Below are 22,632 nucleotides of genomic sequence, written 5' to 3'. Positions count from 1 at the left end.
CCGAACACAGAAGTTAAGCATCATCGCGGCGAAGATAGTACGTTGTGCGAAAATTGCTCGTTGCCAGTTCTTTTTTTTGCGTTTTTTATTCAATAAAAAAGTTCTCTTGATTGAGAACTTTATAACATATTTTTTAATTCATTTAGATCATGGATAATATAATCAATTTTAATAGATGCTTTATCATGTTGAGGATTATACCAACATGTATCAATTTGTGCATTTATACCGCCTTGCATATCACTTGTAAGAGAATCACCGATAATAAGTGTTTTATCTTTATCAAAGTGATCAATGTGTTTAAAGCAATAATCAAAAAACTCAATTTTAGGTTTTTGATATCCAATTTCTTCAGATATAAAAATATCTTTAAAATATTTATTTAAATCTAATAACTTTAAACGATTATATTGTGTACTTGCGACTCCATTTGTTACAACGTAAAGATCATATTTTTTTGAAAGATATTCTAATATCTCAATGGCATGTTCAATCAAATATGCACCATGTCCTAAATTCCATTGATATTCATCTTCAAATGCAACACCATCTTCATTAATTCCAAGCTTATTAAATAATTTAACAAAACGTGTATAAACAACTGTTTTTTTATCAATTAATCCTAATTCAAAATCTTTCCATAATTTTGAATTTATTTCTTCATAAATTTCAAATATTTCTGACGTTAATTCTAAATGATGATCACAGAATGTTTTATGCATAGCATAATCTTCAGCTTTTTTAAAATCAAGTAGTGTACCATCTATATCAAATAAAAGTATTTTATATTCTTTCATAAATTCCTCCTAGGTCTTTATTATATAGAAAAGTTTAAAAAAATAAATAAAAAAGTGTATACACCATAAATAATCAGTTAAATATTATTTATAAAATAACTTATTACTTTTTTGGAATTTTTGTTATATATTTAGATAAGATATTTTACTATATTTTTATGAAAGAAAGGAGATACAAAATGGGCATTTTTTTAGCAATAGATCTTAAATCATTTTATGCATCTGTTGAATGTATTGAAAAAGGTTATGATCCTCTTAACACAAATCTTGTTGTTGCTGATGCAAGCAGAACAGAAAAAACAATTTGTTTAGCAGTTTCTCCTTCTTTAAAGAAATATGGAATTTCAGGTAGAGCAAGATTATTTGAAGTAATCCAAACCATTAATAGAGAAAATAATAAAAGATTAAAAGAAAGTCATTATTTTAATGGAGAATCTTTTTTAGAAAGTGAACTAAAAAAAAATAAACATTTAAAAATAGCTTATAAAATAGCGACTCCAAGAATGTCCCATTATATGAAGTGGAGTCAAGAAATATATGAAATTTATCTTAAATACATTTCCCCTGAAGATATTCATGTTTATTCAATTGATGAAGTTTTTATGGATATAACACATTATATTCATACTTATCAAAAAACACCTAAAGAATTAGCTTCACAAATTTTAAGTGATATCTATGAAACAACTGGTCTTATAGCGACAGCAGGAATCGGTACGAACTTATATTTATGTAAAGTCGCAATGGATATAGTTGCTAAACATATCAATAAAGATGACAATGGACAACGTATTGCCTTACTTAATGAAGAAAGATATCGAAAGTATTTATGGAATCATCGACCAATTACTGATTTTTGGCGAGTAGGGAAAGGGTATGCTAAAAAATTAGAAAAAGAAGGACTTTATACAATGGGAGATATCGCAAAATGTTCACAAGGTGCAGATAATGAATATTATAACGAAAAACTTCTTTATGATTTATTTGGTGTTAATGCTGAGTTACTTATTGATCATGCATGGGGTTATGAATCATGTACAATGAAAGATATTAAAAACTATAAACCTGAAAGAAATAGTATTGGAACAGGTCAGGTTTTAAGTTGTCCCTATAATTTTGAAAAAACAAAATTGATTGTTAAAGAAATGTTAGATTTATTGGCACTTGATTTAGTAGAAAAAGAATTAGTAACCAATCAAATTGTTTTAACGATTGGGTATGATAAGGATAATGATTATCATGGAGAAATGATGATTGATCGTTATAATCGAAAGATTCCTAAACATGCTCATGGAACAATCAATTTAGAGCGTTATACTTCATCATCTAAATTGATAACTAAAGAAGTAATAAAAAAATTTGATGAAATAGTAAATAGGAATTTAATGGTTAAAAGAATCAATATTTCAGCATCAAATGTTTTATATGAAGATAAAGTAAAAGATATGATTTATCATCAACAATTGAATTTATTTACAAATCAACAAAATATCAATCAAAAAGATGAAAAAAAAGCTTTAGAAAAAGAAAAGAATTTACAAAAAGCAACACTTAAAATCAAACAAAAATATGGTAAAAATGCAATTCTTAAAGGAATGAACTTAGAAGAAGGGGCGACAACAAGAGAAAGAAATGAAATTATAGGGGGACATAAGGCATAATGGCTACAATAAAAAATATTCATGATTATAGTGATATCATAAATCTTCCTTATAAAAAATCTAAAAAGTATAAACATATGTCTCAAAAAGATCGTGCAGCACAGTTTGCTCCTTTTGCTGCTCTTACAGGACATAAACAACTTATTCAAGAAACACAAAGGCTAACAGAAGATAAAAGAGAACTTGATGAAAATAAACTCAGTATTTTAAATCAAAAGTTACTTTATTTTATAGAAACAAAAGAAAAAGTAAAAATTACCTATTTTAAAAAAGATCAAAAAAAATCAGGTGGAGATTATTTGATGATCATTCAAAGAATAAAAAAGATAGATTTAATTTATAAAACAATTACTCTTCAAAATGGTCAAATTATTAAAATAGAAGACATTTATGAAATCGAACAATAGGTCATATTCGTTGAATCTGTTATTTATTAGAGATATAATATTTGTAAGAAAGAAGGGGTGAACATGAAGGATATGAACGCATTAAATCATAAGTTACAAACCATGACAAGAAAGGAGTTAGAGGCAATTTGTAAATCACATAATTGTAAAATCAATGATGATAATTTATCGATTGCTTTACATTTGATGAAGAATAATCCTTCATCAATCCTAATCGAAGAATATCAAATTATATTTCTTATTGAATTAAAGAAAGAAACTTCTAAAGAAATATCAGATGAATTCAAAAATATTCTAAAACATGATTTCATTCATGAAATCGAATTACTTCATTAATAGCACGAAAGTGCTATTTTTGTGTATGACGGGCATGTTTTACATCTAAGGTGAAAGTCCTTCATGAGCGTAGTTGCCAACGAATCATATAGCGACTTGCAAGTTTCACATCGCGAGGTGTGGGAGAGAGGAAGCAATAGCGAAATCGTGGCCCAAAGAACATGAACTGGATAATAAGGCGTATTAAGAGGATAAATTGGCACAAAGCAATGAAGTCCAAAAGGCAACCGTAATCTTAATGTGTAAATCCAGTGGGTAAACGAGGAAAGATGTATGACTTATCCCGTGAGGTCTCACTAGCGATAGAGTAGTAACAACGAATAGTGAGAAGTCAGCAGACGGCATAGTAGGTATGAACAGAATACTGAAGGCCTGAATAATTAAATAGTGCAAAATGAATGTATGTTTCTAATACGTGTTTGACAGTACAAAGTAGATGAAGCGTATTTGAGTCAAAATGTATATAAACCTAGAACTTAGTATTAGAAAGCGGAAAGGAGAAGAGCACACAAGTTATGTCTAAATTACTGAATGAAATTCTATCCAGGGAAAACATGCTCATTGCTTACAGGAAAGTAATTTCTAATAAAGGGGCAAGTGGAGTAGATGGTGTAACAGTTGAAGAAATCAAAGATTATGTCAATCAAAACTGGAAGAACATCAAGAAACAAATTGAAACAAGAAATTATCGACCTCAACCAGTCAAAAGGGTTGAAATACCGAAACTCAATGGTGGTATTAGAAAACTTGGTATACCAACCATTATGGACAGGATTATCCAACAGGCGATGATACAAAAATTAGAACCAATATGTGAACCTTACTTTAGTGGTTACAGTTATGGATTCAGACCAAATCGAAGTTGTGAAAAGGCAATACTCAAACTTTTAGATTATTTAAATGAAGATTATATTTGGATAGTCGATATTGACCTAGAAAAGTTCTTTGACAATGTACCACATGATAAACTTATGAGTTATGTACATAATATTATCAATGATGGAGATGTAGAATCCTTAATAAGAAAATATCTGCAAGCAGGAGTGATGTCAAAGGGACGATATGAAGCAACAAACAAAGGAACACCGCAAGGTGGGAATATTTCGCCGTTGCTTTCAAACATACTGCTCAATGAACTGGACAAGGAACTAGAAGCAAGAGGACTGCACTTTGTAAGATATGCGGATGATTGTGTCATAGCGGTCAAAAGTGAAGCAAGTGCAAAGAGAGTAATGCGAACAATCACAAACTGGATTGAAAAGAAGTTAGGATTAAAGGTCAATATGACAAAGACACATATTACAAAACCGGATAATTTAAAATATCTGGGATTTGGATTCTATTACAATCAACAAACCAAAGCATGGAGAAGTATACCACACAAAGATTCAGTTAAAAGTTTTGAAAGAAAACTAAAACAGCTAACTTGTAGAAGAAAGAATATGAGCTTTAAAACAAGAGTTGGACAATTGAATCCAGTGATTAGAGGATGGATAAATTACTATGCCATTGGCGATATGCAGAGAACTATGATGAAAATAGATGCACATCTACGAACAAGACTAAGAGTGATACTATGGAAGCAATGGAAAGTACCAAGCGGAAGATATCACTGGTTAAGAAAATTAGGAGTCAATCATAATTTGGCAAGACAAACATCATACATGGGAGATCATTATCAATTTGTAACGACCAAAACATGTGTGGTAAGAGCGATATCAAAACAGAGGTTAATCAACAATGGATTGGTCAGCTGTTCTGATTATTATTTAATAAGACATAAATTGAAATTTAATTAAACCGCCGTATACGGAACCGTACGTACGGTGGTGTGAAAGGGAAAATTTGATTAAAAGTTTTCCCTATTTGATTATGTCAATTTATGCTATAATGATGAAAATTAGTGAGGAGAAATTTATGAAAAAAATTGAAAATACAGTTATAGGTCTTATTTTCATCATTATTGGAGTTATCATAGAACTAAATGCTTTTCATATTACAAATATAGATTTATTCTTTGATGGATGGTGGACACTGTTTATGATTATTCCTTGTTTTTTTGGCTTGTTTACAAGTCGAGATAAAACAGGAAACATCATAGGTCTTATTGTAGGTATCTATTTATTGCTTTATTGTCAAGGATTAATAGATTTTCAATTTGCATGGAAATTAGTGGTTCCTGTTATCTTTGTATTAATAGGATTGAAAATGATTTTTAAAGATACTTTTAATAAAAAGAAACCTCATCAAAATATTTATGATAATCAGTTATATACAGGTGGAAATTATGATGTTACTTTTAATGGATTGATATTAGATTTATCAAAAGCTTATTTAAATGAGGAAACAAACATTACGATTTCAACTTTATTTGGTGGGGTTGATTTATATTTGCCAGATGATGTAAATATTCAAATACAGTCATCTAATTTTTTAGGTGGTGTTGATCTTCATAAAAGAGAAAATAAAATAGAAAATACAAAAGTTATTTATCTTAATGCACGTTGTATTTTTGGTGGTATAAATATTAGATAAAAGGAGTTAATAGAATGGAAAGAAATTATCCGGAAATTATTATTTCAGATGAAGGTGTTACTTGGCTTGATAAAGGCCAAATGTGGATGTATAAAAATAATTTAGAACAATGTGATCCTCAAATTAAAAATGGTGAACTTGTTGATATTGTTACAAATAAAGGAAGATATTTAGGAACAGGTTTTATTTCTTTAAAAAGTCATATTACAGTACGTATTTTATCTAAAGATAGAAAAGAAATAATTGATCGTGAATTCTTTAAAAAGAGAATTCAACAAGCTTATGATTTTAGAAAAACTGTTGAAGGAGATAATTTATCTAATTGTCGTTTGATTTTTGGAGAAGCTGATTTATTACCTGGACTTGTGATTGATCGTTATAATGATATTTTAGTAAGTCAAATCAGTTCTTATGGTTTAGAACAAATTAAAGATATGATTTATGAAATTGTTTTAGATGTCTTAAAAGCAGATGGACAAGATGTTAAAGGTATTTATGAAAGAAATGATATCCAAATTAGAACTAAAGAAGGTTTAGAACAATATAAAGGATATTATAAAAATAAAGATTTACCTACACAAACAATTATTAATGAAAATGGTTTATTATTACATGTAGATGTTGAAAATGGACAAAAAACAGGATATTTTTTAGATCAAAAATCAAATCGTTATTTACTTAGAAAAATTGCTCATGGAAAACGTGTTGTTGACTGTTTTAGTCATACAGGAGGTTTTGCCTTAAATGCTGCTATGGGAAATGCTAGTCATGTTGTTTCTGTTGATGTTTCTAAAACAGCATTAGATCAAGGTTATCAAAATGCTAAACTTAATCATTTAGAAGACAAAATTGATTTTGTACAAGCAGATGTCTTTGATTATTTAGATGAATTAAAAGAAAATGAATTTGATATAATTGTTTTAGATCCACCAGCATTTACGAAATCAAGAAGAACTGTTCAAAAAGCTTATAATGGTTATAAAAGAATCAATAAACAAGCAATGAAAGTTTTAAAAAATGGAGGATATCTTATTACATGTAGTTGTTCACGTTTTATGGAAACAGCTAATTTTGAAAAAATGTTAAGAGAAGCTGCAAGTGAAGCAGGCGTTGTTTTAAAACAAGTTTCTGTTACTCAACAAAATGCAGATCATCCTATTTTATGGACAATGGAAGAAACATCTTATTTAAAATTCTATATTTTCCAAATTATTTAAGAGTTAGATTTTTTCTGACTCTTTTCTAAATTATTTCCAAGGAAATAATTTATTGCAACAAAATAACAGAAAGAATATAATACATATTGGGTGAAAAAGATGGATAAAAGTACAAATGCGGTTGCTTATGCACCGGGATATTATATTCGAGATATACTTACAACTTTAAATATCTCTTATAACGATTTTGCACAAAAGATGGATATGAATCTAGATGAAGTGACAGAACTTATTTTAGGAGAATGTGAACTTAATGAAGAAATTGCTAAAAAATTAGAAGCATTCTTTCATGTAGAGGCATCACGTTGGCTTACTTTAGAAAAGCAATATCGTATGACAAAGAAATGATTTCATTTCTTTTTTCTTTGTCAAAATATGCTTTATAAGCATAATAATATCTACAATAAAAGTATTGGAATAATAAAAATAAAGAAGATAAAATATCACTATACATTTAAGTTATAGTAGATTGCACAATTATTATTGTACATCTTGAATTAAAAGAAATAGAATAGTAAATAGGAGGGATAATATGAAGAAAAAGAAAACATTTGATATGTTAAATGGTTCTATTTGGAACAAGCTCATACTTTTTGCTTTACCATTAGCAGCAAGTAGTATTTTACAACAATTATTTAATGCAGCAGACGTTGCTGTTGTCGGAAGTTTTGCAGGAAGTGGGGCATTAGCTGCCGTTGGAGCAAATGGTCCAATCATTAATTTACTTGTTAACTCATTTGTAGGATTATCAATAGGTGCGAATGTTGTTATTGCATCATTTATAGGACAAAACGATGAAAAGAGAACATCACTTGCAGCACATACTTCAATTTTAATGTCGGTGATTATTGGTATTGTTTTATTGTTTGTAGGTGTCTTTTTTGCAAGACCTATTTTAGAGTTGATGTCAACACCAGATGATATTATTAATCTTGCAGAAGTATATTTAAAAATTTATTTTATTGGGGTTCCTTTTGTTATGCTCTATAACTTTGCTGCAGCTGTTTTAAGAAGTAAAGGAGATACTCAAAGACCACTTATTGCATTATTTATTGGTGGAGTCATTAACGTTATTTTAAATTTATTCTTTGTTGTTGTTTTACACATGTCTGTAGAAGGAGTAGCTATTGGAACTGTTGTTTCTAATATCTTTAGTTCTATGATGTTACTTTATTGGTTAATGCATGAAACAGATGCTTTAAGAATTGATTTAAAAGAATTAAAAATTAATGGAAGAATTTTAAAAAGAATTGCGAAAATTGGGGTTCCAGCTGGTTTACAAGGTATGGTTTTCTCTATTTCAAATGTTTGCATTCAATCATCATTAAATGCTTTAGGATCAGATGCTATTGCAGCAAGTTCAGCAGCTTTAAACTATGAATATTTTGCTTATTATATATTAAGTTCATTTGCTCAAGCTGCGGTTACATTTATTGGACAAAATTATAGTGCTAAAAAATACGACCGTTGTAAAAAGATTACACTTCAATCTTTCTTATTAGGTGGAGCAACAACAATGGTTGCTTGTATGGTCTTTGTAATCTTTGATCATTTCTTTATTAGTTTCTTTACATCAGATGTTTCAGTAGCTAGTTTAGCTTATACAAGAATGAAAATTATTTTACCATTCCAATTCCTTAATATGTCAATTGAAGTTTTCTCAAGTGTAATGAGAGGTGTTGGTTATTCAAGTGTTCCAGCAGGAATTTGTGTTGCAGGAATTTGTGGAGTAAGACTTGCTTACTTATATACAATTTATCCATCAATTGCTTCATATGATCATTTATTAATTATTTATCCAATTAGTTGGTTTGTTACTGTATTAGCATTAGCACTTGTTTATTTCATTCATGTACGCCCAAAAGTTTATCATCATCAAGCAGCCAATTAAGGCTGCTTTTCTTAACTCTACGGTGCGTTTGTTTACATTTTGTGTGAATATACATAAAATGCAAGTGAGGTGAAAGTTATGAATCAAGAAAAAATAGGAAGTTTTATTGCTCAAAGAAGAAAAGATAAAAAGCTTACACAAGCTAAGCTTGCAAGTTATTTAGGAATTAGTGATCGTACAATTTCTAAATGGGAAAGAGGAAAGGGTTTACCAGATCCTATTTATATGTTAGAACTCTGTCAAATATTGGGTATTTCAGTCAATGAGCTGTTAACGGGAGAATTTATTGAAGAAAGAAATTACCAACAAAAAGCAGAAGATAATTTATTAATGATGGCAGGTCAAGAAGTAAAACAAACAAAGAAAATGTTCTTTTATGAAAATGTTATTGGTATTGGTTCAACGAGTATCTTTTTGATTTTAATTTTTATGTCTGTTTATTTTGTTGAAAACAGTGTATTAAAAGTCATCTTGTTTATCTTAAGCTTTATCTTTTTGATTATTGGTGTATCAATTGCTTTAAAAATAGAAACAGAAGAAGGCTATTATGAATGTCAAAAATGTCATCATAAATATATTCCAAGCTATCAACAAGTTTATTTTGCAATGCATTATGGAAGAACAAGATATATGAAATGTCCACATTGTCAAAAAAGAAGTTGGCAAAAAAAGATTTATTCAAAATAAAAATTCGTTATAATAAAGATATAAAAAGAAAAGGAATTTGAAAGATGAATAAACATATAGAAAAAGCAAAAGAATTAAGAAATGCTACACCCATGGTCCATAATTGTGCACAAACAATTATGGAAGTTTATGCCGATGATTTAGGAATCGATAAAGAACTTGCTAATCATTTGGCATGTAACTTTGGTGGTGGCATGAAATGTGGGAGTGTTTGTGGTGCTATTACCAGTGGTTTAATGATTTTAGGAGCAAAAGGAATTGATTCACCAGCAAAAGTGAACCAATTTATCAAAACAATTTCTAATAATCATCATGGACTTATTAATTGTGCAGATTTACTTAAAGAAAATGCAAAGAATGGTGGACAAAAGAAACCTCATTGTGATGGGATGATTCAAGAAGTAATCGAACTTATTGATCAAATGGAGAAAGAAAATGATTGAAGAAATTGAACAAGACATGATTTTATATACTCAAGGAAATAAAATCAAACATGATGTTGCTCATTTTTTAAAAGTGCATCAATATGCACGTATTATTGGAAAATTAGAACATCTAGAAAAAAGAGAACAAGAAATACTAGAAGTAGCTGCTATTGTTCATGATATAGCTTGTCCAATGTGTCGTGAAAAATATGGAAATTCTGCAGGTTATTTACAAGAACAAGAAGGACCAGCTTTAGTAAAAGATTTCTTAAAAAATTATCCTTTAGATGAAGCTTTTATTGAACGTGTGGTTTATTTAGTAGGACATCATCATACGTATAAAGATGTAGATGGTTTAGATTATCAAATTTTATTAGAAGCTGATTTTTTAGTAAATGGTGATGAATCGAATTTAACTAAAGAAGCTATCGAAAAAATGAAAAAGAATGTTTTTAAAACAAAAACAGGAATAGAACTATTAAATCATATTTTTGAATTATAAAATATGTTATAATGAAAGTCCTTGGCAGGGGCGTGAAAAAGCAATGTGAAAACATTGTTTTTTCTTTTTAAGAAATAATTTTGTTTTTTATAAAGGCTTTGTTATAATAGTCGCAAAGGTAGGTAGAAAAATGTATAAATTAATAGCATTAGATTTAGATGGAACATTAACAGATAAAAATAAAAATATTTTAGAAGAAACAAAACAAGAACTTATTAAATTAGCACAAAAAGGTGTTATTATTGTTTTAGCTTCTGGAAGACCAACAGCTGGTATCTTTAAAGAAGCTAAAGAATTAACTTTAGATCAAGTAGGAGGATATTTATTATCTTTCAATGGAGCAAGAGTTTTAGATTATAAAACAAATGAAGTTGTTTATGAACAAACATTATCAAGTGAAGTTGCTCATGAAATGTATGATCGTGCCAAAGCATTTGGTTTATCACCACTTACATATAACGCTACTGAAATCATTACAGAAGATATTGGAGATCATTGGATTCAATTAGAAAGTTTCACAACGAAAATGAATATTAAACATGTTCAAGATTTCAAAAAAGAAGTAAACTTTGATGTCAATAAAGTATTGATTACTGGAGAACCTGCGTATGTAGCTCAAATTTTAGATGAATTCAAAGCTCCATATGAAGGAAAGATGTCTATTTATAGAAGTGATCCTTATTTTATTGAATGTATGGCAAATGGAATTGATAAAGCTGCTTCTTTAGATGTTTTATGTAAGAAATTAGGAATTAAACAAGAAGAAACAATTGCTTTTGGTGATGGTTATAATGATTTATCATTAATTGAATATTGTGGATATGGTGTTGCTATGGAAAATGCTGTAGATGAAGTAAAAGAAAGAGCAAACTACATTACTTTATCTAATAATGATAATGGAATTGCTTATTGTTTAAAACAATTAGAAGAAAAAGGACTTATTTAAACTCTTAAGAAATTAAGAGTTTTTTAAAATGATAAAAAAACAAATTGCTTTTCATAGCACAAAAATAGAAGAAGTGTATACCCTTTATCAACAAGCATTTCCAAAAAATGAACAAATGGATTTAACTCGATTATTTGATGAATTACATTTAGGAGCTATTTATGGTTATTATCAAGAAAATCAACTTGTAGGTTTTGCTATTTTATGTATTCAAAGTCAAATGGCACATATTTTATATCTTGCTGTAAAAAAAGAATATCGTGATCAAGGTATAGGAAGCTATATTCTTAATGATCTAGCAAAACAATATGATTCTAAAAAGATTATTGTAGATATTGAAAAAATTAAAGATACTTCTAATAAAGAACAAAGAATAAAAAGAAAACAATTTTATTTAAAAAATGATTTTAAAGAAACAGATGTCTTTTATACTTGGCAAGGAGAAGATTATGTTATTTTAAGTAGAAATGGAATTGTTCAAAAAAAAGAATTCTGGAATTTTTGGGATTCCTTAAAGAAGGAGAAAAAATGAAGTTAGTTGCACCTAAACTATCCTATATAGAAAAAACAAATTTTGAAGAATGTTTAAAAGAAATGAAATTTCAAGATGTTCACATTGATCAAAATATTCAACAAAGAACAATCATTCAAGATCTAACTTTTGATGGTTGTCTTTTTGAAAATATTGATTTTACTAAAATTTCATTAAAGCATCTTGATTTAATAGATGTTACTTTTGATAAATGTGATCTATCAAATCAAAATTTTGATCATCAATATTTAAATCGTGTACAATTTAAAAACTGTAAATTAACAGGAACTTCTTTTATTGAAACAAATTTAAAAGATGTTTTATTTGATCATTGTCAGGGACGTTATAGTAATTTATCATCAAGTCAATTATTAAATGTTATGTTTGATCATTGTGATTTACAAGAAGCATCATTTTATGATGCAAACTTTAAAAAAATACAATTTAATGAAACAAATTTAATACAAAGTGAACTTGCTTCATTACATCATAAAGGATTAGATTTATCTACATGTCAAATACAAGGGGCAATGTTCGATCTAGCAAGTTTAAAAGGATTGATTATTAATGATTTTCAAGCTGTAGATTTAATAGGAATCCTTGGTGTTAAAGTAAAATAAAAATGTTGTCATTTGACAACATTTTTATGCTATATAAGCAAGTAATAATTTTAAAGTATTTTCTACAGCTTGGAGATGTGTTCTTTCCATACCATGACTAGCTGCTACACCTGGGCCAATTAAAGCACCTTTAATATTTTGACCACCACGTAAAGCGGCTGAAACATCACTGCTGTAATAAGGATAAATATCAATAGCGTATTGTAACTGATGCGTACTTGCAAGTTCAATGAGTTTAGAAGTTAAATCATAATCATAAGGTCCACTACCATCTTTAGCACAAATACTGACATCATATTCACTACAAGCTAAATCTTCACCAATACATCCCATATCTACAGCAATCAATTCATCAATATCAGGATGAATATAACTACTTCCGTGTCCTACTTCTTCATAAGTAGAAATAATAATAATGAGATTATGTTTGGGTTTAATATGATTATTAGCTAAATGTTTAAGCATTCCAAATAAAATAGCGACAGACATTTTATCATCTAAAAAACGTGATTTAATAAAACCAGATGCTGTAATTTCAGTTTTAGGATCATAAGCAATATAATCACCATTTTGAATACCTAAAGCTTGTACATCTTCTTTATTTTTAACTACTTCATCAATTCTTACATGCATATTTTCACAATCTCTTGGTGCACTTTTAGCATTTTTATAAACATGAACAGCAGGATAATTAGAAAGAATTGTTCCTGTATAACATTTACCACTTCTTGTATGAATACGACAATATTCACCATCTAATGTAGGAATAATTGGCCCACCAACATTTGTAAAAGCTAATGTGCCATCACTTTTAATACTTCTAACCATTAATCCTAAAGTATCCACATGTCCACAAAATCCTACTGTATAATCATCTTGACCTTCAACATAAATTTCTAGATTTCCTTTATTTGTTTGATGCGTATGAAATCCTAAATTCTCAGCTTCTTTTTGACAATGGTGAATGACTTCTTTGGTATATCCAGAAGGACTATCAATTGCCATGATTTCTTTTAAAAAGTTTATGATATAATCATTCATTTTATTACCTCCTGAAGATATTATACCATAATAAATTGTACTTGATTTCATACAATTTAATTGACAAGTATGTTGGACTTTGTTATTCTTGAAAAGACAAAATAGAAGAATTGGTAGAGGTGCATGAATCAAGAGTAATTGTTGATAATGTTTGGTGACAGTCAACAATGAAAGGGAAACGTGCCGAAGGAAATAACAGCACCAAATGTTATTTATCTGGGAAATTATAAAATATATAATTTCTTGTCACTTTTTAGTGGAGAGCTATCTTGTATGTAAAGTACTTTGATATTCTCAAGGTACTTTTTTTATGGAGGAAAAGAATGAATTATGTAAAGACAATATGGGCTTTATTACCGCCTGTAATCGCAATTATTTTTGCTTTAAAAACAAAAGAAGTTTATATTTCATTATTCATTGGAATTGTTTCAGGGACTTTATTACTGACAAATTTTCATCTTGTTGAAAGTTTAAATTTATTGTTTGATACAGTTGTTAATTGTTTAAGTAAACCTTCTAATATTGGAATTTTAATATTTTTAGTAATGTTAGGAATTATTGTGACTTTAATGACTAAAAGTGGGGGAAGTCAAGCTTATGGAAAATGGGCTAAAAAGAAGATGAAATCTTCTAAACAATCTTTGTTTTCTACTTTTATTTTAGGCGTTGTTATCTTTGTTGATGATTACTTTAACTGTTTAACAGTTGGAAGTGTGATGCGTGAAATTACAGATGAATTTAAGGTTTCTAGAGCTATGTTAGCGTATATTATTGATAGTACAGCAGCACCTGTTTGTATTATTGCACCTATTTCATCATGGGCAGCAGCTGTAAGTGGTTATACATCAGGGGATGGTTTTCAATTATTTTTAAATACGATTCCTTTTAATCTTTATGCTCTTTTAACAATTGTCATGGTTTGTTATGTTATTGGGAGTGAATTTCATCTTGGAAAGATGAAAAAACATGAATTAGCTGCCCAAAATGGCGATGTTCATTTTGGGGATGATTCTTATCAGACAAATGAAGAAATTTCTTATAATCAAAATGGGAAAGTTCTAGATTTGATTTTACCTGTTATTGTTTTAATTATGAGTTGTATTATTGGTATGATTTATACTGGAGGATTCTTTGATGGAAAAGATTTAATTACTGCTTTTAGTCAATGTGATGCTTCGCGAGGGCTTGTTTATGGGACATTTGTTACGTTGATCTTTGTCTTTATTTTATATATTCCAAGAAAAATTATTTCTTATAATGAATTTGTAGAATGTATTCCTGAAGGTTTTAAAGCAATGGTTCCGTCTATTTTGATTTTGGTTCTTGCATGGTCTTTAGGAGATTTAGTTTCTAATCAGTTACAAGCAGGGGCATTTGTTTATAATACGTTACAATCTGCTTCTATTTCAACAGCTATTTTACCAGCATGTTTATTTATTGTTGGGGCAGGTCTTTCTTTTTCAACAGGGACATCTTGGGGAACATTTGGTATTTTGATTCCGATGGCTACTTCGTTATTTCCAGAAGGGTCAACAATGTTAGTGATTTCCATTGCTTCTATTCTTGCGGGTGCTGTTTGTGGTGATCATATTTCACCTATTTCAGATACGACAATTATGGCTTCTACAGGAGCACAATGTAATCATCTTTACCATGTAACTACTCAAATTCCATATGCCTTAGTTGTCGCAAGTGCTTGTTTTATAGGATATCTTGTTGCAGGATTTACACAAAATATATTATTAACATTATTCGTTGCTTTTGCTTCATTAAGCATCATTATTTTTGTGATTCGTCTTTATCAAAAAAAGAGTTCATAAAAACATTTGAACTTCAAAATATATTGTGATATAGTGTTGCGGGTGATAAAAATGAAAAAGAGTAAGATCTCTTTAATAATGAAAATCATTGCAGTAGTCGCATCTCTTTATGGAATGTTACAATCATTAGATCATTGGATGTTTTTTACGTATTTTACGAATTTATCCAATATCTTTATAGATATTATGTTAGTGATTTTCATTATTTATGATTTAAAAAAAGCAAAATATATACCACAAGGGATGTACCTTATTAAATTTATGGCAACAATCTCCATTACATTAACATTCTTTGTTTATATGTTGTTACTTGCACCAACGAATAGTCAAGGATTTATTGGTGCCTATTTAAATAATGGAGCAGGAAGTTTATGTGTACATTTCATTACACCAGTTCTTGCTATTATTGATTTTCTATTATTTAGTGAACGCTATAGACCAGATGAAAAACATGTCTACTATTCAGTAGTACCACCACTTGTTTATGTAGGCTATGTGATTGTTTTAGGACAAGTTTTTCATATAAGATGGTACAAGGATATGTTGGCTCCTTATAATTTTTTAAATTATGGTGCACCAACAGGATGGTTTGGATTTGATTTATCTTTATTAGGTTCAAAAACATTAGGTATTGGAACTTTCTATATGATTGTTGTTTTATTAATTATTTTTATTGGTTTAGGTACTTTATTTTTAAAATTAAAGAGAACAAAGAAAGATTTATATTAATCTTTGTTAGAATAATTAAAAGATTGTAATAATTTGGGATTAACCCTTTTATTACAATTTTTTTGTTATGATACACAGGCAAAAATGATATTATTTTAGTTTTTTGAAAAAAACTAAAGAAAAAATTGAATTGTGATAAGATAGTAAAGATTTATAGAGGGGGAAATTTATGGATATCATGGTTGTCTTTCAAACAATGTTAAAATTGTTTTTATTACTTGTTTTAGGGTTTGTTTTATTTAAATGTCATATTTTTGATGAATATACAAATAAAAAAATATCATCTTTAATTGTCAATGTTGCTTCACCAATGTTGATTATTAGTTCTATTGCAGGGGTTGAAGGAAATAATAAAAGTATTGTCTTTTTAATGATAGGTGCAGGTATTTTAATGTATATCGGTTTTATTATTTTAGGGAAAATCATTAATCGAATCTTTCCATTTCCTAAAAAAGATTGGCCTGTTTATGAATGTATGGTCGTTTTTGCGAATACAGGATTTATGGGATATCCTGTTTTATTAGATGTTTTTGGACAAGAAGCTGTTTTCTATGCATCACTTATTCATATGGCTTTTAACTTTTTTGTGTATACATACGCTATTATGTGTCTAACAAAAGGAGACGATAGTGAATTTAAATTAAATTTTAAACAATTATTAACACCAGGAATTATTTTGATTTTTGTAGGAATATTTATTTATTTATTCGATATTCAACTTCCTAGTGTACTTATGGATACGATTAATAGTGTTGGTTCACTTACAGCACCACTTTCAATGATGATGATTGGTTCATCATTAGCAGTTTATCCTATTAAAGATAGTTTTACAGATTGGCGTAGTTATGTCTTTGCTTTTGTTCGTTTAATGATTGTTCCTTTTGTAACAATGATTATGTGTCGTTTATTGCATATTGATGCTTATTACGCTAATATTACAATTATTACAAATGCGATGCCAGTAGGATCAATGGTTTTAATGCTGGCAACACAATATAATGCAAATGTAAAAATCGTTACAAGAAATATTGTTGTTTCAACTTTATTATCAGTGATTACAATTCCAATTGTTGTCGCAACAATGTTATTATAGGAGAAAAATATGAATTATAAAATTTATGATCAATTGCCTCAAGAAGCAAAAGAAATCAGAATTAAAGTTTTTATGGAAGAACAAGGATTTAAAGATGAATTTGATGATTTAGATGATCTTTGTCAACATCTTGTTGTTTTTGAAAATAATCAACCTATAGGAACATGTCGTTTTTATTATGATGAATCTTTAAAGTCAAATGTGCTTGGAAGAATTGCAGTCATTAAAGAATATCGAGGTAAAAAAGTAGGACAATATATTGTCAATACTGCTTGTTCTTTGATTCAAGGAAATGTTTGTTTACATGCACAATTACAAGCAAAACCTTTTTATGAAAAATTAGGTTTTGTTGCTTATGGGGATATTGATTATGATGAATACTGTCCTCATACATGGATGAAAAAATAATAGATGTTTGTATTTAAAAACAATAAATAGATTGCATATTGATAAAAAAACTTTGACAAATAAATGATGAAGTGGTTTAATACACTTAAATACAGTGAAAAGAAATAGTAGATTATTAAGATATAGGTAGAGAGCTTTTGGTTGGTGAAAAAAAGTTATATTGAGTAGTTGAATTCATCTTGGAGTAGAGTATTGAAATAAGTAGATATCTCCGGTAACACCCGTTAACGTGTATAAGTATGTAGGTACTTAGTAAGGTTATTATTGTGAAATAATAGCGAAGTAAGGTGGTAACGCGATGGTCTCTTTCGTCCTTATGGGATGAAGAGACTTTTTTATTAATATATTGGGGGAAATAAAAATGGAAAAAAGAATTACAGGACATACAGAATTATTAGGTTTAGTAGCTACACCAATTAGACATTCTAAATCACCAGTGATGCACAATGCAGCATGCCGTGCTTTAGGTTTAGATTATGCATATTTAGCTTTTGATATTCAACCAGATCAATTAGAAGATGCGGTTAAAGGTTTCAAAGCTTTAAATGTTAGAGGATGGAATGTTTCTATGCCTTATAAAACAACAATTGGACAATATTTAGATCACATTACACCAATTGCTAAAATGTGTGGAGCTATTAATACCGTTATTAATGATAATGGTGTTTTAACAGGGACAATTACTGATGGTACAGGATATATGTCAGCTTTAAAAGATCAAGGAATTGATATCATTGGTAAAAAAATGACAATTGTTGGTGCTGGTGGAGCAGCTACAGCAATCGTGATGCAAGCTGCATTAGATGGTGTTAAAGAAATCAGTATTTTTAATATTAAAGATGCATCATGGCAACGTGCTTTAGAAAATGTTGAAAAAATCAATTCACAAACACAATGTAAAGCACAGTTATTTGATTTAAATGATCATGAAACTTTAAGAAAAGAAATTAATGAATCTGTAATTTTCACAAATGCAACAAATGTTGGAATGGGGAAATTAGAAGGACAAATGGTTTTACCAGATACTTCATATTTAAGAAAAGATTTAATTGTTTCAGATGTTATTTATATGCCAGAAAAAACGAAATTATTAGAAGAAGCTGAAAAATTAGGATGTAAAACAATTAATGGTTTAGGAATGATGCTTTATCAAGGAGCTGCTTCATTTAAATTATGGACAGATAAAGATATGCCAATTGATGTTGTAAAAGAAGCTTTAGATTTTTAAGATGTTATGCAATGCATAGCATTTTTTTATTTGACAAATAGATTATTTTATTATACTGTTGATATATCAACTAATGGAGGGATACTATGATTAAAATTGTTGCAGAAAATTATATTAAAGAAGAATATCAAGAAGAATTTTTAAAACTTACAAAAGAACTTATTATTTTAAGTAGAGAAGAAAAAGGAAATATTTCTTATTATCTTTATCAAGATATCAATGATGCTAGTCATTTTACTTTCATTGAAGAATGGCAAAATCAAGAAGCAATTGATGAACATAATCAAACAAAACACTTTACAACTATTGTTCCTCAAATTAAAAGTTTTGCTTCAAAACCTTCAAGAGCTATTAAATATAAGGAGGTACAATAATGAATACTTTAGAAACAATTTTTACAAGAAGAAGTGTTCGACAATTTAAAAATCAAAAAGTAGATGAAAAAGATATCAAAACGATTTTAAAAGCAGGAATGTCAGGGCCTACATGTGTTAACTCAAAAGATTGGTCATTTATTGTTGTTGATGATCAAGAAGTACTTCATAAAATGTATGAAGCGAATGGTACACCCGCTAAACCATTACTTGAATGTGCTTTTGCAGTTTTAATTTGTGGAGATTATTCAAAAGCTTTTAAATTTTCTAAAGATTATTTTGTAGTAGATGGCTCTATCGCTGGACAAAATATGATTCTAGCTGCTTGGTCTTTAGGTATTGGAAGTGTTTGGCTTGGTACATGGCCACAAATGGATCGTGTTTTTGCTCAAAGCAAATTATTTGATTTACCAAATGATCAAATTCCACATTCAATTATTGCTTTTGGTTATCCTCAAGATGAAATTAAAGAAAAGGAAGATAATTATGATGAATCTGTTGTTCATTATAATAAATGGTAAAAATGGTTAAAGAAATTATTAAGGATGAGTTCTTTTTAAAACAAAAATCAAAACCATGTACAAAAGAAGATCTATATATTGCTAGTGAATTGTTAGAAACAATTCAAGCCTATAAAGATCAATGTGTTGGCATGGCAGCAAATATGATTGGGTATTTAAAAAATATGATGGTTGTTTTAGATGAAAATAAATATCTTATTTTAATTAATCCAACGATTTTAAAAACGAGTGGAAAAACTTATCAAGCAGAAGAAGGATGCCTTTCATTACAAGGTGTAAGAAAGACACAAAGATATGAAAGTATCAAGGTAAGTTATTTAGATCAAGATTTTAAAAAGAAAATTAAAACTTTCAAAGGCTATACAGCACAAATCATACAACATGAACTCGATCATTTTGAAGGAAAGATCATATAAAAAAATCAGCATATGCTGATTTTTTTAGTGACATATTTCTTCAATAAGTTTCTTGATTGCTTCTAGGTTTTCATCTTTGTAAGTAGATTTAATTGTAACAGTATTTTCACAAATAGTAACATTTTTCATAGGGGTAAGCATTTCTTTCATCACTTTATTTGCAAGAGGTGCCCAAGAACCATTTTCAATTAGTCCAACAGTTTTATTTTGATATCCTTTATGTTGTAAACGATGTAAGAAATCTTCCATTGGGCTAAAGACACCACCATCATAAGTAGCTCCAGCTAAAATCATTTTAGAATATCTAAAAGCATCTTCAACTGCTTCAGCCATATCATCTCTTGTAAGATCACTAAAAGCGACTTTAACTCCTTTTTCTTTTAATAAATCAACTACTTTTAAAGCTACTTCTTTGGTATTACCATGGATAGAAGCACTTGCGACTAAAACACCGTCATCTTCACTTTGATAACTACTCCAAATTTGATATTTATCAATATAATATCCTAAATTATCTTTTAAAATAGGACCATGTAAAGGACAAATCATTTTAATATCTAAAGTACTGGCTTTTTTTAATAAAGTTTGTACAGGGACACCATATTTTCCTACAATATTAAAATAATAACGTCGAGCTTCACATGCCCAATCTTCATCATGTGATAAAGCACCAAATTTACCAAATCCATCTGCAGAGAATAATATTTTTTCAGTTGTTTCGTATTCAACCATCACTTCTGGCCAATGTACCATTGGTGCCATGATAAATTTTAAATGATGATTTCCTAAATCTAATTCTTCTCCTTCTTTAACAACCACACATTTTTCATCTAAACCTTCAATATCAAAGAATTGAGGAAGCATAGCTTTTGCTTTGGCACTTAAAACAAGTTTGGCATTTGGATACTTTTCAACAAATAATTGAATATTTGCGGAGTGATCTGGTTCTAAATGAGAAACAATTAAATAATCAGGAACCTTACCATTTAATTCTTTTTCTAAATTTTCAAACCATTCTTTTGTCTTTCTAGCATCCACTGTATCCATAACAGCTATTTTGTCATCTAAAATAAGATATGAATTGTAGCTTACGCCATTAGGAACAATATATTGACTTTCAAAAAGATCTAATGTTGTATCATCTACCCCAATATATCTAACAGCATCGCTTATGATAACATCATTCATAAAATTCCTCCTTTTTTCTTTATTATAACATTAATCGTATAAAAAAAAGAATCTAGAATTTTTTAACAAATTCTAGATTCAAGATATCTATTTCTAAAATAATAAACTAAGAACTCCTAAAAGAAAACATCCTTGAGCAATAGCGTTTGTAATTTGTTCAATCCAATTTGATTTTACTTTTGTACTATCAAGTTTAAAAGCAAAGATACTCATACAAATCATGCCAATGATTGTAATTCCAAAGAAAATACAAGATGGAAAGGCAATCATTTGTTGAATAAGCTTTGTAAAATGGATGGTATTTCTTCCTGTAATCAAACCAACAATTACAAAAAAGAATCCTAGTGGCATAAGTATGCGTAATTGACGATTTAAAAGATAAATATTATATCCTGATGATGCAATAAGAATTTTCCAAAGTACTTTCCCACAGCCAGCTAAAGTGCATAAAATAATACCTATAAGAAAAAATACATTATGGAATCGTGAGGCAATCAAAAGCATTCCAAGACAAAAGAAAATGACAGGCAATGTATCAAAGAGAGCAAGTGATAAACTAAAATTTAAATCACTTTGTTTTTTTATTCTTTGTTTATTCATAATCTATCCTACCAACCATTTATATTTAGCTACACTGTAAAGAGGAATAAAAGGAAGTAAAATAGGAGTAGATTTTACATACTTTTGATACTCGGGATCATTTCCATAATTTTTATTTTGACGAAGTTCAAGTCTTCTAGCCCCACCAAACATAATATAGACAATGCATATCCATCCACTAAGAGCTACTATCCATTGAATTCCACCTTGTAAGGCAGTTATACCAGAAAGGAAAACACCAGTCCATGTCAATACTTCACCAAGGTAATTTGGGCAACGAACAATTTTAAAAAGTCCAATATTACAAAATTGTTTAGGATGTTTCTTTTTAAAGTTATTTTTAGTCAAATCTGCAACAGATTCTAATAAGATTCCAAGAGCCATAATAATAGCACCAATAATAGAAATAATATTTGTATGAGTACCATTTTCTAAACGGAAAAAGACAGGTGAAACTTCACAACAATAAAGAAGTGCACAAGATATCCAGATAATAACTTTTAATATAAAGTTCATATGAGAACCATCTTTTACTTCATTTTTCATAGTTGATTGATAAGAAGTACTTTTCATTTCACGAATCATTAAATAAAATCCAAGTCGACTGTTAAACCGCAGATTTAACACACCACACAACCGCAAATTATATTAACCATTA

The 22,632-nt window shown here is 28.8% G+C and carries 27 protein-coding genes, 1 riboswitch and 1 other annotated feature; of the genes, 22 read left to right on the top strand and 5 right to left on the bottom strand.

Features of this window, described 5'->3' with window-relative positions; translation table 11 throughout:
• Window positions 1-119: 119 nt before the first annotated feature.
• The gene (locus tag ACLVEP_RS11120) at window positions 120-797 is read right to left on the bottom strand and encodes a YjjG family noncanonical pyrimidine nucleotidase (protein WP_412584863.1); all 678 of its coding nucleotides are present in this window, start codon (window positions 795-797) and stop codon (window positions 120-122) included.
• A 179-nt stretch (window positions 798-976) separates the two neighbouring features.
• Here ACLVEP_RS11120 and ACLVEP_RS11115 point away from each other — a divergent pair, with 179 nt between their 5' ends.
• The 14 genes from ACLVEP_RS11115 to ACLVEP_RS11050 all read left to right on the top strand — a co-directional run bounded on the left by ACLVEP_RS11115 (window position 977) and on the right by ACLVEP_RS11050 (window position 12,556).
• Window positions 977-2,458: a DNA methylase gene (locus tag ACLVEP_RS11115; protein ID WP_412584862.1), complete on the top strand. Its 1,482-nt coding sequence runs from the start codon at window positions 977-979 to the stop codon at window positions 2,456-2,458.
• The gene (locus tag ACLVEP_RS11110; protein ID WP_412584860.1) at window positions 2,458-2,865 is read left to right on the top strand and encodes a hypothetical protein; all 408 of its coding nucleotides are present in this window, start codon (window positions 2,458-2,460) and stop codon (window positions 2,863-2,865) included. The genes ACLVEP_RS11115 and ACLVEP_RS11110 overlap by 1 nt, the downstream gene beginning before the upstream one ends.
• Before the next feature lie 63 nt (window positions 2,866-2,928).
• The gene (locus ACLVEP_RS11105; protein ID WP_412584859.1) at window positions 2,929-3,201 is read left to right on the top strand and encodes a DUF2624 family protein; all 273 of its coding nucleotides are present in this window, start codon (window positions 2,929-2,931) and stop codon (window positions 3,199-3,201) included.
• A gap of 515 nt (window positions 3,202-3,716) precedes the next feature.
• Complete coding sequence (gene ltrA / locus ACLVEP_RS11100) at window positions 3,717-5,000, top strand: group II intron reverse transcriptase/maturase (RefSeq protein WP_412582427.1); 1,284 nt, start codon at window positions 3,717-3,719, stop codon at window positions 4,998-5,000.
• Window positions 5,001-5,118: 118 nt separating this feature from the next.
• Window positions 5,119-5,736, top strand: a complete 618-nt coding sequence (locus ACLVEP_RS11095) for a LiaF transmembrane domain-containing protein (RefSeq protein WP_412584858.1) — start codon at window positions 5,119-5,121, stop codon at window positions 5,734-5,736.
• A gap of 14 nt (window positions 5,737-5,750) precedes the next feature.
• Window positions 5,751-6,953, top strand: a complete 1,203-nt coding sequence (locus tag ACLVEP_RS11090; protein ID WP_412584857.1) for a class I SAM-dependent rRNA methyltransferase — start codon at window positions 5,751-5,753, stop codon at window positions 6,951-6,953.
• Between the two features lie 99 nt (window positions 6,954-7,052).
• Window positions 7,053-7,301 carry a helix-turn-helix transcriptional regulator gene (locus ACLVEP_RS11085; RefSeq protein ID WP_412584855.1) on the top strand — a complete coding sequence of 83 codons (249 nt, stop codon included), beginning with the start codon at window positions 7,053-7,055 and terminating at the stop codon, window positions 7,299-7,301.
• Between the two features lie 184 nt (window positions 7,302-7,485).
• Window positions 7,486-8,844, top strand: coding sequence for an MATE family efflux transporter (locus ACLVEP_RS11080; RefSeq protein ID WP_412584854.1), 1,359 nt, complete (start codon window positions 7,486-7,488; stop codon window positions 8,842-8,844).
• Window positions 8,845-8,922: 78 nt separating this feature from the next.
• Window positions 8,923-9,531, top strand: coding sequence for a helix-turn-helix domain-containing protein (locus ACLVEP_RS11075; protein ID WP_412584852.1), 609 nt, complete (start codon window positions 8,923-8,925; stop codon window positions 9,529-9,531).
• 44 nt (window positions 9,532-9,575) lie between these two features.
• A complete protein-coding gene (locus tag ACLVEP_RS11070; RefSeq protein ID WP_412584850.1) occupies window positions 9,576-9,974 on the top strand; it encodes a C-GCAxxG-C-C family protein in 399 nt (132 codons plus the stop codon).
• Complete coding sequence (locus ACLVEP_RS11065; protein ID WP_412584849.1) at window positions 9,967-10,458, top strand: HD domain-containing protein; 492 nt, start codon at window positions 9,967-9,969, stop codon at window positions 10,456-10,458. The genes ACLVEP_RS11070 and ACLVEP_RS11065 overlap by 8 nt, the downstream gene beginning before the upstream one ends.
• Window positions 10,459-10,588: 130 nt before the next feature.
• On the top strand, window positions 10,589-11,404 hold the full coding sequence (locus tag ACLVEP_RS11060) for a Cof-type HAD-IIB family hydrolase (protein ID WP_175301458.1): 816 nt from the start codon (window positions 10,589-10,591) through the stop codon (window positions 11,402-11,404).
• A 28-nt stretch (window positions 11,405-11,432) separates the two neighbouring features.
• On the top strand, window positions 11,433-11,936 hold the full coding sequence (locus ACLVEP_RS11055; protein ID WP_412584848.1) for a GNAT family N-acetyltransferase: 504 nt from the start codon (window positions 11,433-11,435) through the stop codon (window positions 11,934-11,936).
• Window positions 11,933-12,556 (top strand): pentapeptide repeat-containing protein, encoded by a 624-nt coding sequence (locus ACLVEP_RS11050; RefSeq protein ID WP_412584847.1) that lies wholly within the window; start codon window positions 11,933-11,935, stop codon window positions 12,554-12,556. The genes ACLVEP_RS11055 and ACLVEP_RS11050 overlap by 4 nt, the downstream gene beginning before the upstream one ends.
• Window positions 12,557-12,580: 24 nt before the next feature.
• On the opposite strand, the gene ACLVEP_RS11045 is transcribed toward ACLVEP_RS11050, so the two are convergent.
• Window positions 12,581-13,597 (bottom strand): M42 family metallopeptidase, encoded by a 1,017-nt coding sequence (locus ACLVEP_RS11045; protein WP_412584845.1) that lies wholly within the window; start codon window positions 13,595-13,597, stop codon window positions 12,581-12,583.
• Between the two features lie 106 nt (window positions 13,598-13,703).
• Window positions 13,704-13,872: riboswitch (Lysine riboswitch) on the top strand.
• A gap of 48 nt (window positions 13,873-13,920) precedes the next feature.
• Here ACLVEP_RS11045 and ACLVEP_RS11040 point away from each other — a divergent pair.
• The 8 genes from ACLVEP_RS11040 to ACLVEP_RS11005 all read left to right on the top strand — a co-directional run bounded on the left by ACLVEP_RS11040 (window position 13,921) and on the right by ACLVEP_RS11005 (window position 20,186).
• Window positions 13,921-15,417, top strand: coding sequence for a Na+/H+ antiporter NhaC family protein (locus ACLVEP_RS11040; RefSeq protein ID WP_412584844.1), 1,497 nt, complete (start codon window positions 13,921-13,923; stop codon window positions 15,415-15,417).
• Window positions 15,418-15,468: 51 nt separating this feature from the next.
• Window positions 15,469-16,146: a Pr6Pr family membrane protein gene (locus tag ACLVEP_RS11035; RefSeq protein ID WP_412584843.1), complete on the top strand. Its 678-nt coding sequence runs from the start codon at window positions 15,469-15,471 to the stop codon at window positions 16,144-16,146.
• Window positions 16,147-16,315: 169 nt separating this feature from the next.
• The gene (locus ACLVEP_RS11030; protein WP_412584841.1) at window positions 16,316-17,239 is read left to right on the top strand and encodes an AEC family transporter; all 924 of its coding nucleotides are present in this window, start codon (window positions 16,316-16,318) and stop codon (window positions 17,237-17,239) included.
• Between the two features lie 9 nt (window positions 17,240-17,248).
• Window positions 17,249-17,647, top strand: coding sequence for a GNAT family N-acetyltransferase (locus ACLVEP_RS11025; protein WP_412584839.1), 399 nt, complete (start codon window positions 17,249-17,251; stop codon window positions 17,645-17,647).
• A gap of 85 nt (window positions 17,648-17,732) precedes the next feature.
• Window positions 17,733-17,966: a binding site (T-box leader), on the top strand.
• A 42-nt stretch (window positions 17,967-18,008) separates the two neighbouring features.
• A complete protein-coding gene (locus ACLVEP_RS11020; RefSeq protein ID WP_412584837.1) occupies window positions 18,009-18,875 on the top strand; it encodes a shikimate dehydrogenase in 867 nt (288 codons plus the stop codon).
• A gap of 86 nt (window positions 18,876-18,961) precedes the next feature.
• Window positions 18,962-19,249, top strand: coding sequence for a putative quinol monooxygenase (locus ACLVEP_RS11015; protein WP_412584836.1), 288 nt, complete (start codon window positions 18,962-18,964; stop codon window positions 19,247-19,249).
• A complete protein-coding gene (locus ACLVEP_RS11010; RefSeq protein ID WP_412584834.1) occupies window positions 19,249-19,770 on the top strand; it encodes a nitroreductase family protein in 522 nt (173 codons plus the stop codon). The genes ACLVEP_RS11015 and ACLVEP_RS11010 overlap by 1 nt, the downstream gene beginning before the upstream one ends.
• A gap of 2 nt (window positions 19,771-19,772) precedes the next feature.
• Entirely contained in the window at window positions 19,773-20,186 is a 414-nt protein-coding gene (locus tag ACLVEP_RS11005; RefSeq protein WP_412584832.1) for a peptide deformylase, read from the top strand.
• 24 nt (window positions 20,187-20,210) lie between these two features.
• On the opposite strand, the gene ACLVEP_RS11000 is transcribed toward ACLVEP_RS11005, so the two are convergent.
• The 3 genes from ACLVEP_RS11000 to ACLVEP_RS10990 form a co-directional block, all read right to left on the bottom strand.
• Window positions 20,211-21,374, bottom strand: coding sequence for an FprA family A-type flavoprotein (locus ACLVEP_RS11000; protein WP_412584830.1), 1,164 nt, complete (start codon window positions 21,372-21,374; stop codon window positions 20,211-20,213).
• A 93-nt stretch (window positions 21,375-21,467) separates the two neighbouring features.
• Entirely contained in the window at window positions 21,468-21,974 is a 507-nt protein-coding gene (locus ACLVEP_RS10995) for a hypothetical protein (protein WP_412584829.1), read from the bottom strand.
• A gap of 3 nt (window positions 21,975-21,977) precedes the next feature.
• Complete coding sequence (locus tag ACLVEP_RS10990; RefSeq protein WP_412584828.1) at window positions 21,978-22,601, bottom strand: DUF1295 domain-containing protein; 624 nt, start codon at window positions 22,599-22,601, stop codon at window positions 21,978-21,980.
• Window positions 22,602-22,632 lie beyond the last annotated feature (31 nt).

It is taken from the genome of Faecalibacillus sp. (genome assembly GCF_047023275.1).
GTDB lineage: Bacteria > Bacillota_I > Bacilli_A > Erysipelotrichales > Coprobacillaceae > Faecalibacillus.
Note: the sequence above shows the minus strand (reverse complement) of the source record. Positions and strands in the feature narration are given on the sequence as shown.

Excerpts from the sequence above, each read along its gene's own strand:
- ACLVEP_RS11120 (WP_412584863.1), bottom strand. The coding sequence starts at position 797 with ATGAAAGAATATAAAATACTTTTATTTGATATAGATGGTACACTACTT.
- ACLVEP_RS11115 (WP_412584862.1), top strand. The coding sequence starts at position 977 with ATGGGCATTTTTTTAGCAATAGATCTTAAATCATTTTATGCATCTGTT.
- ACLVEP_RS11110 (WP_412584860.1), top strand. The coding sequence starts at position 2,458 with ATGGCTACAATAAAAAATATTCATGATTATAGTGATATCATAAATCTT.
- ACLVEP_RS11105 (WP_412584859.1), top strand. The coding sequence starts at position 2,929 with ATGAAGGATATGAACGCATTAAATCATAAGTTACAAACCATGACAAGA.
- ltrA (WP_412582427.1), top strand. The coding sequence starts at position 3,717 with ATGTCTAAATTACTGAATGAAATTCTATCCAGGGAAAACATGCTCATT.
- ACLVEP_RS11095 (WP_412584858.1), top strand. The coding sequence starts at position 5,119 with ATGAAAAAAATTGAAAATACAGTTATAGGTCTTATTTTCATCATTATT.
- ACLVEP_RS11090 (WP_412584857.1), top strand. The coding sequence starts at position 5,751 with ATGGAAAGAAATTATCCGGAAATTATTATTTCAGATGAAGGTGTTACT.
- ACLVEP_RS11085 (WP_412584855.1), top strand. The coding sequence starts at position 7,053 with ATGGATAAAAGTACAAATGCGGTTGCTTATGCACCGGGATATTATATT.
- ACLVEP_RS11080 (WP_412584854.1), top strand. The coding sequence starts at position 7,486 with ATGAAGAAAAAGAAAACATTTGATATGTTAAATGGTTCTATTTGGAAC.
- ACLVEP_RS11075 (WP_412584852.1), top strand. The coding sequence starts at position 8,923 with ATGAATCAAGAAAAAATAGGAAGTTTTATTGCTCAAAGAAGAAAAGAT.
- ACLVEP_RS11070 (WP_412584850.1), top strand. The coding sequence starts at position 9,576 with ATGAATAAACATATAGAAAAAGCAAAAGAATTAAGAAATGCTACACCC.
- ACLVEP_RS11065 (WP_412584849.1), top strand. The coding sequence starts at position 9,967 with ATGATTGAAGAAATTGAACAAGACATGATTTTATATACTCAAGGAAAT.
- ACLVEP_RS11060 (WP_175301458.1), top strand. The coding sequence starts at position 10,589 with ATGTATAAATTAATAGCATTAGATTTAGATGGAACATTAACAGATAAA.
- ACLVEP_RS11055 (WP_412584848.1), top strand. The coding sequence starts at position 11,433 with ATGATAAAAAAACAAATTGCTTTTCATAGCACAAAAATAGAAGAAGTG.
- ACLVEP_RS11050 (WP_412584847.1), top strand. The coding sequence starts at position 11,933 with ATGAAGTTAGTTGCACCTAAACTATCCTATATAGAAAAAACAAATTTT.
- ACLVEP_RS11045 (WP_412584845.1), bottom strand. The coding sequence starts at position 13,597 with ATGAATGATTATATCATAAACTTTTTAAAAGAAATCATGGCAATTGAT.
- ACLVEP_RS11040 (WP_412584844.1), top strand. The coding sequence starts at position 13,921 with ATGAATTATGTAAAGACAATATGGGCTTTATTACCGCCTGTAATCGCA.
- ACLVEP_RS11035 (WP_412584843.1), top strand. The coding sequence starts at position 15,469 with ATGAAAAAGAGTAAGATCTCTTTAATAATGAAAATCATTGCAGTAGTC.
- ACLVEP_RS11030 (WP_412584841.1), top strand. The coding sequence starts at position 16,316 with ATGGATATCATGGTTGTCTTTCAAACAATGTTAAAATTGTTTTTATTA.
- ACLVEP_RS11025 (WP_412584839.1), top strand. The coding sequence starts at position 17,249 with ATGAATTATAAAATTTATGATCAATTGCCTCAAGAAGCAAAAGAAATC.
- ACLVEP_RS11020 (WP_412584837.1), top strand. The coding sequence starts at position 18,009 with ATGGAAAAAAGAATTACAGGACATACAGAATTATTAGGTTTAGTAGCT.
- ACLVEP_RS11015 (WP_412584836.1), top strand. The coding sequence starts at position 18,962 with ATGATTAAAATTGTTGCAGAAAATTATATTAAAGAAGAATATCAAGAA.
- ACLVEP_RS11010 (WP_412584834.1), top strand. The coding sequence starts at position 19,249 with ATGAATACTTTAGAAACAATTTTTACAAGAAGAAGTGTTCGACAATTT.
- ACLVEP_RS11005 (WP_412584832.1), top strand. The coding sequence starts at position 19,773 with ATGGTTAAAGAAATTATTAAGGATGAGTTCTTTTTAAAACAAAAATCA.
- ACLVEP_RS11000 (WP_412584830.1), bottom strand. The coding sequence starts at position 21,374 with ATGAATGATGTTATCATAAGCGATGCTGTTAGATATATTGGGGTAGAT.
- ACLVEP_RS10995 (WP_412584829.1), bottom strand. The coding sequence starts at position 21,974 with ATGAATAAACAAAGAATAAAAAAACAAAGTGATTTAAATTTTAGTTTA.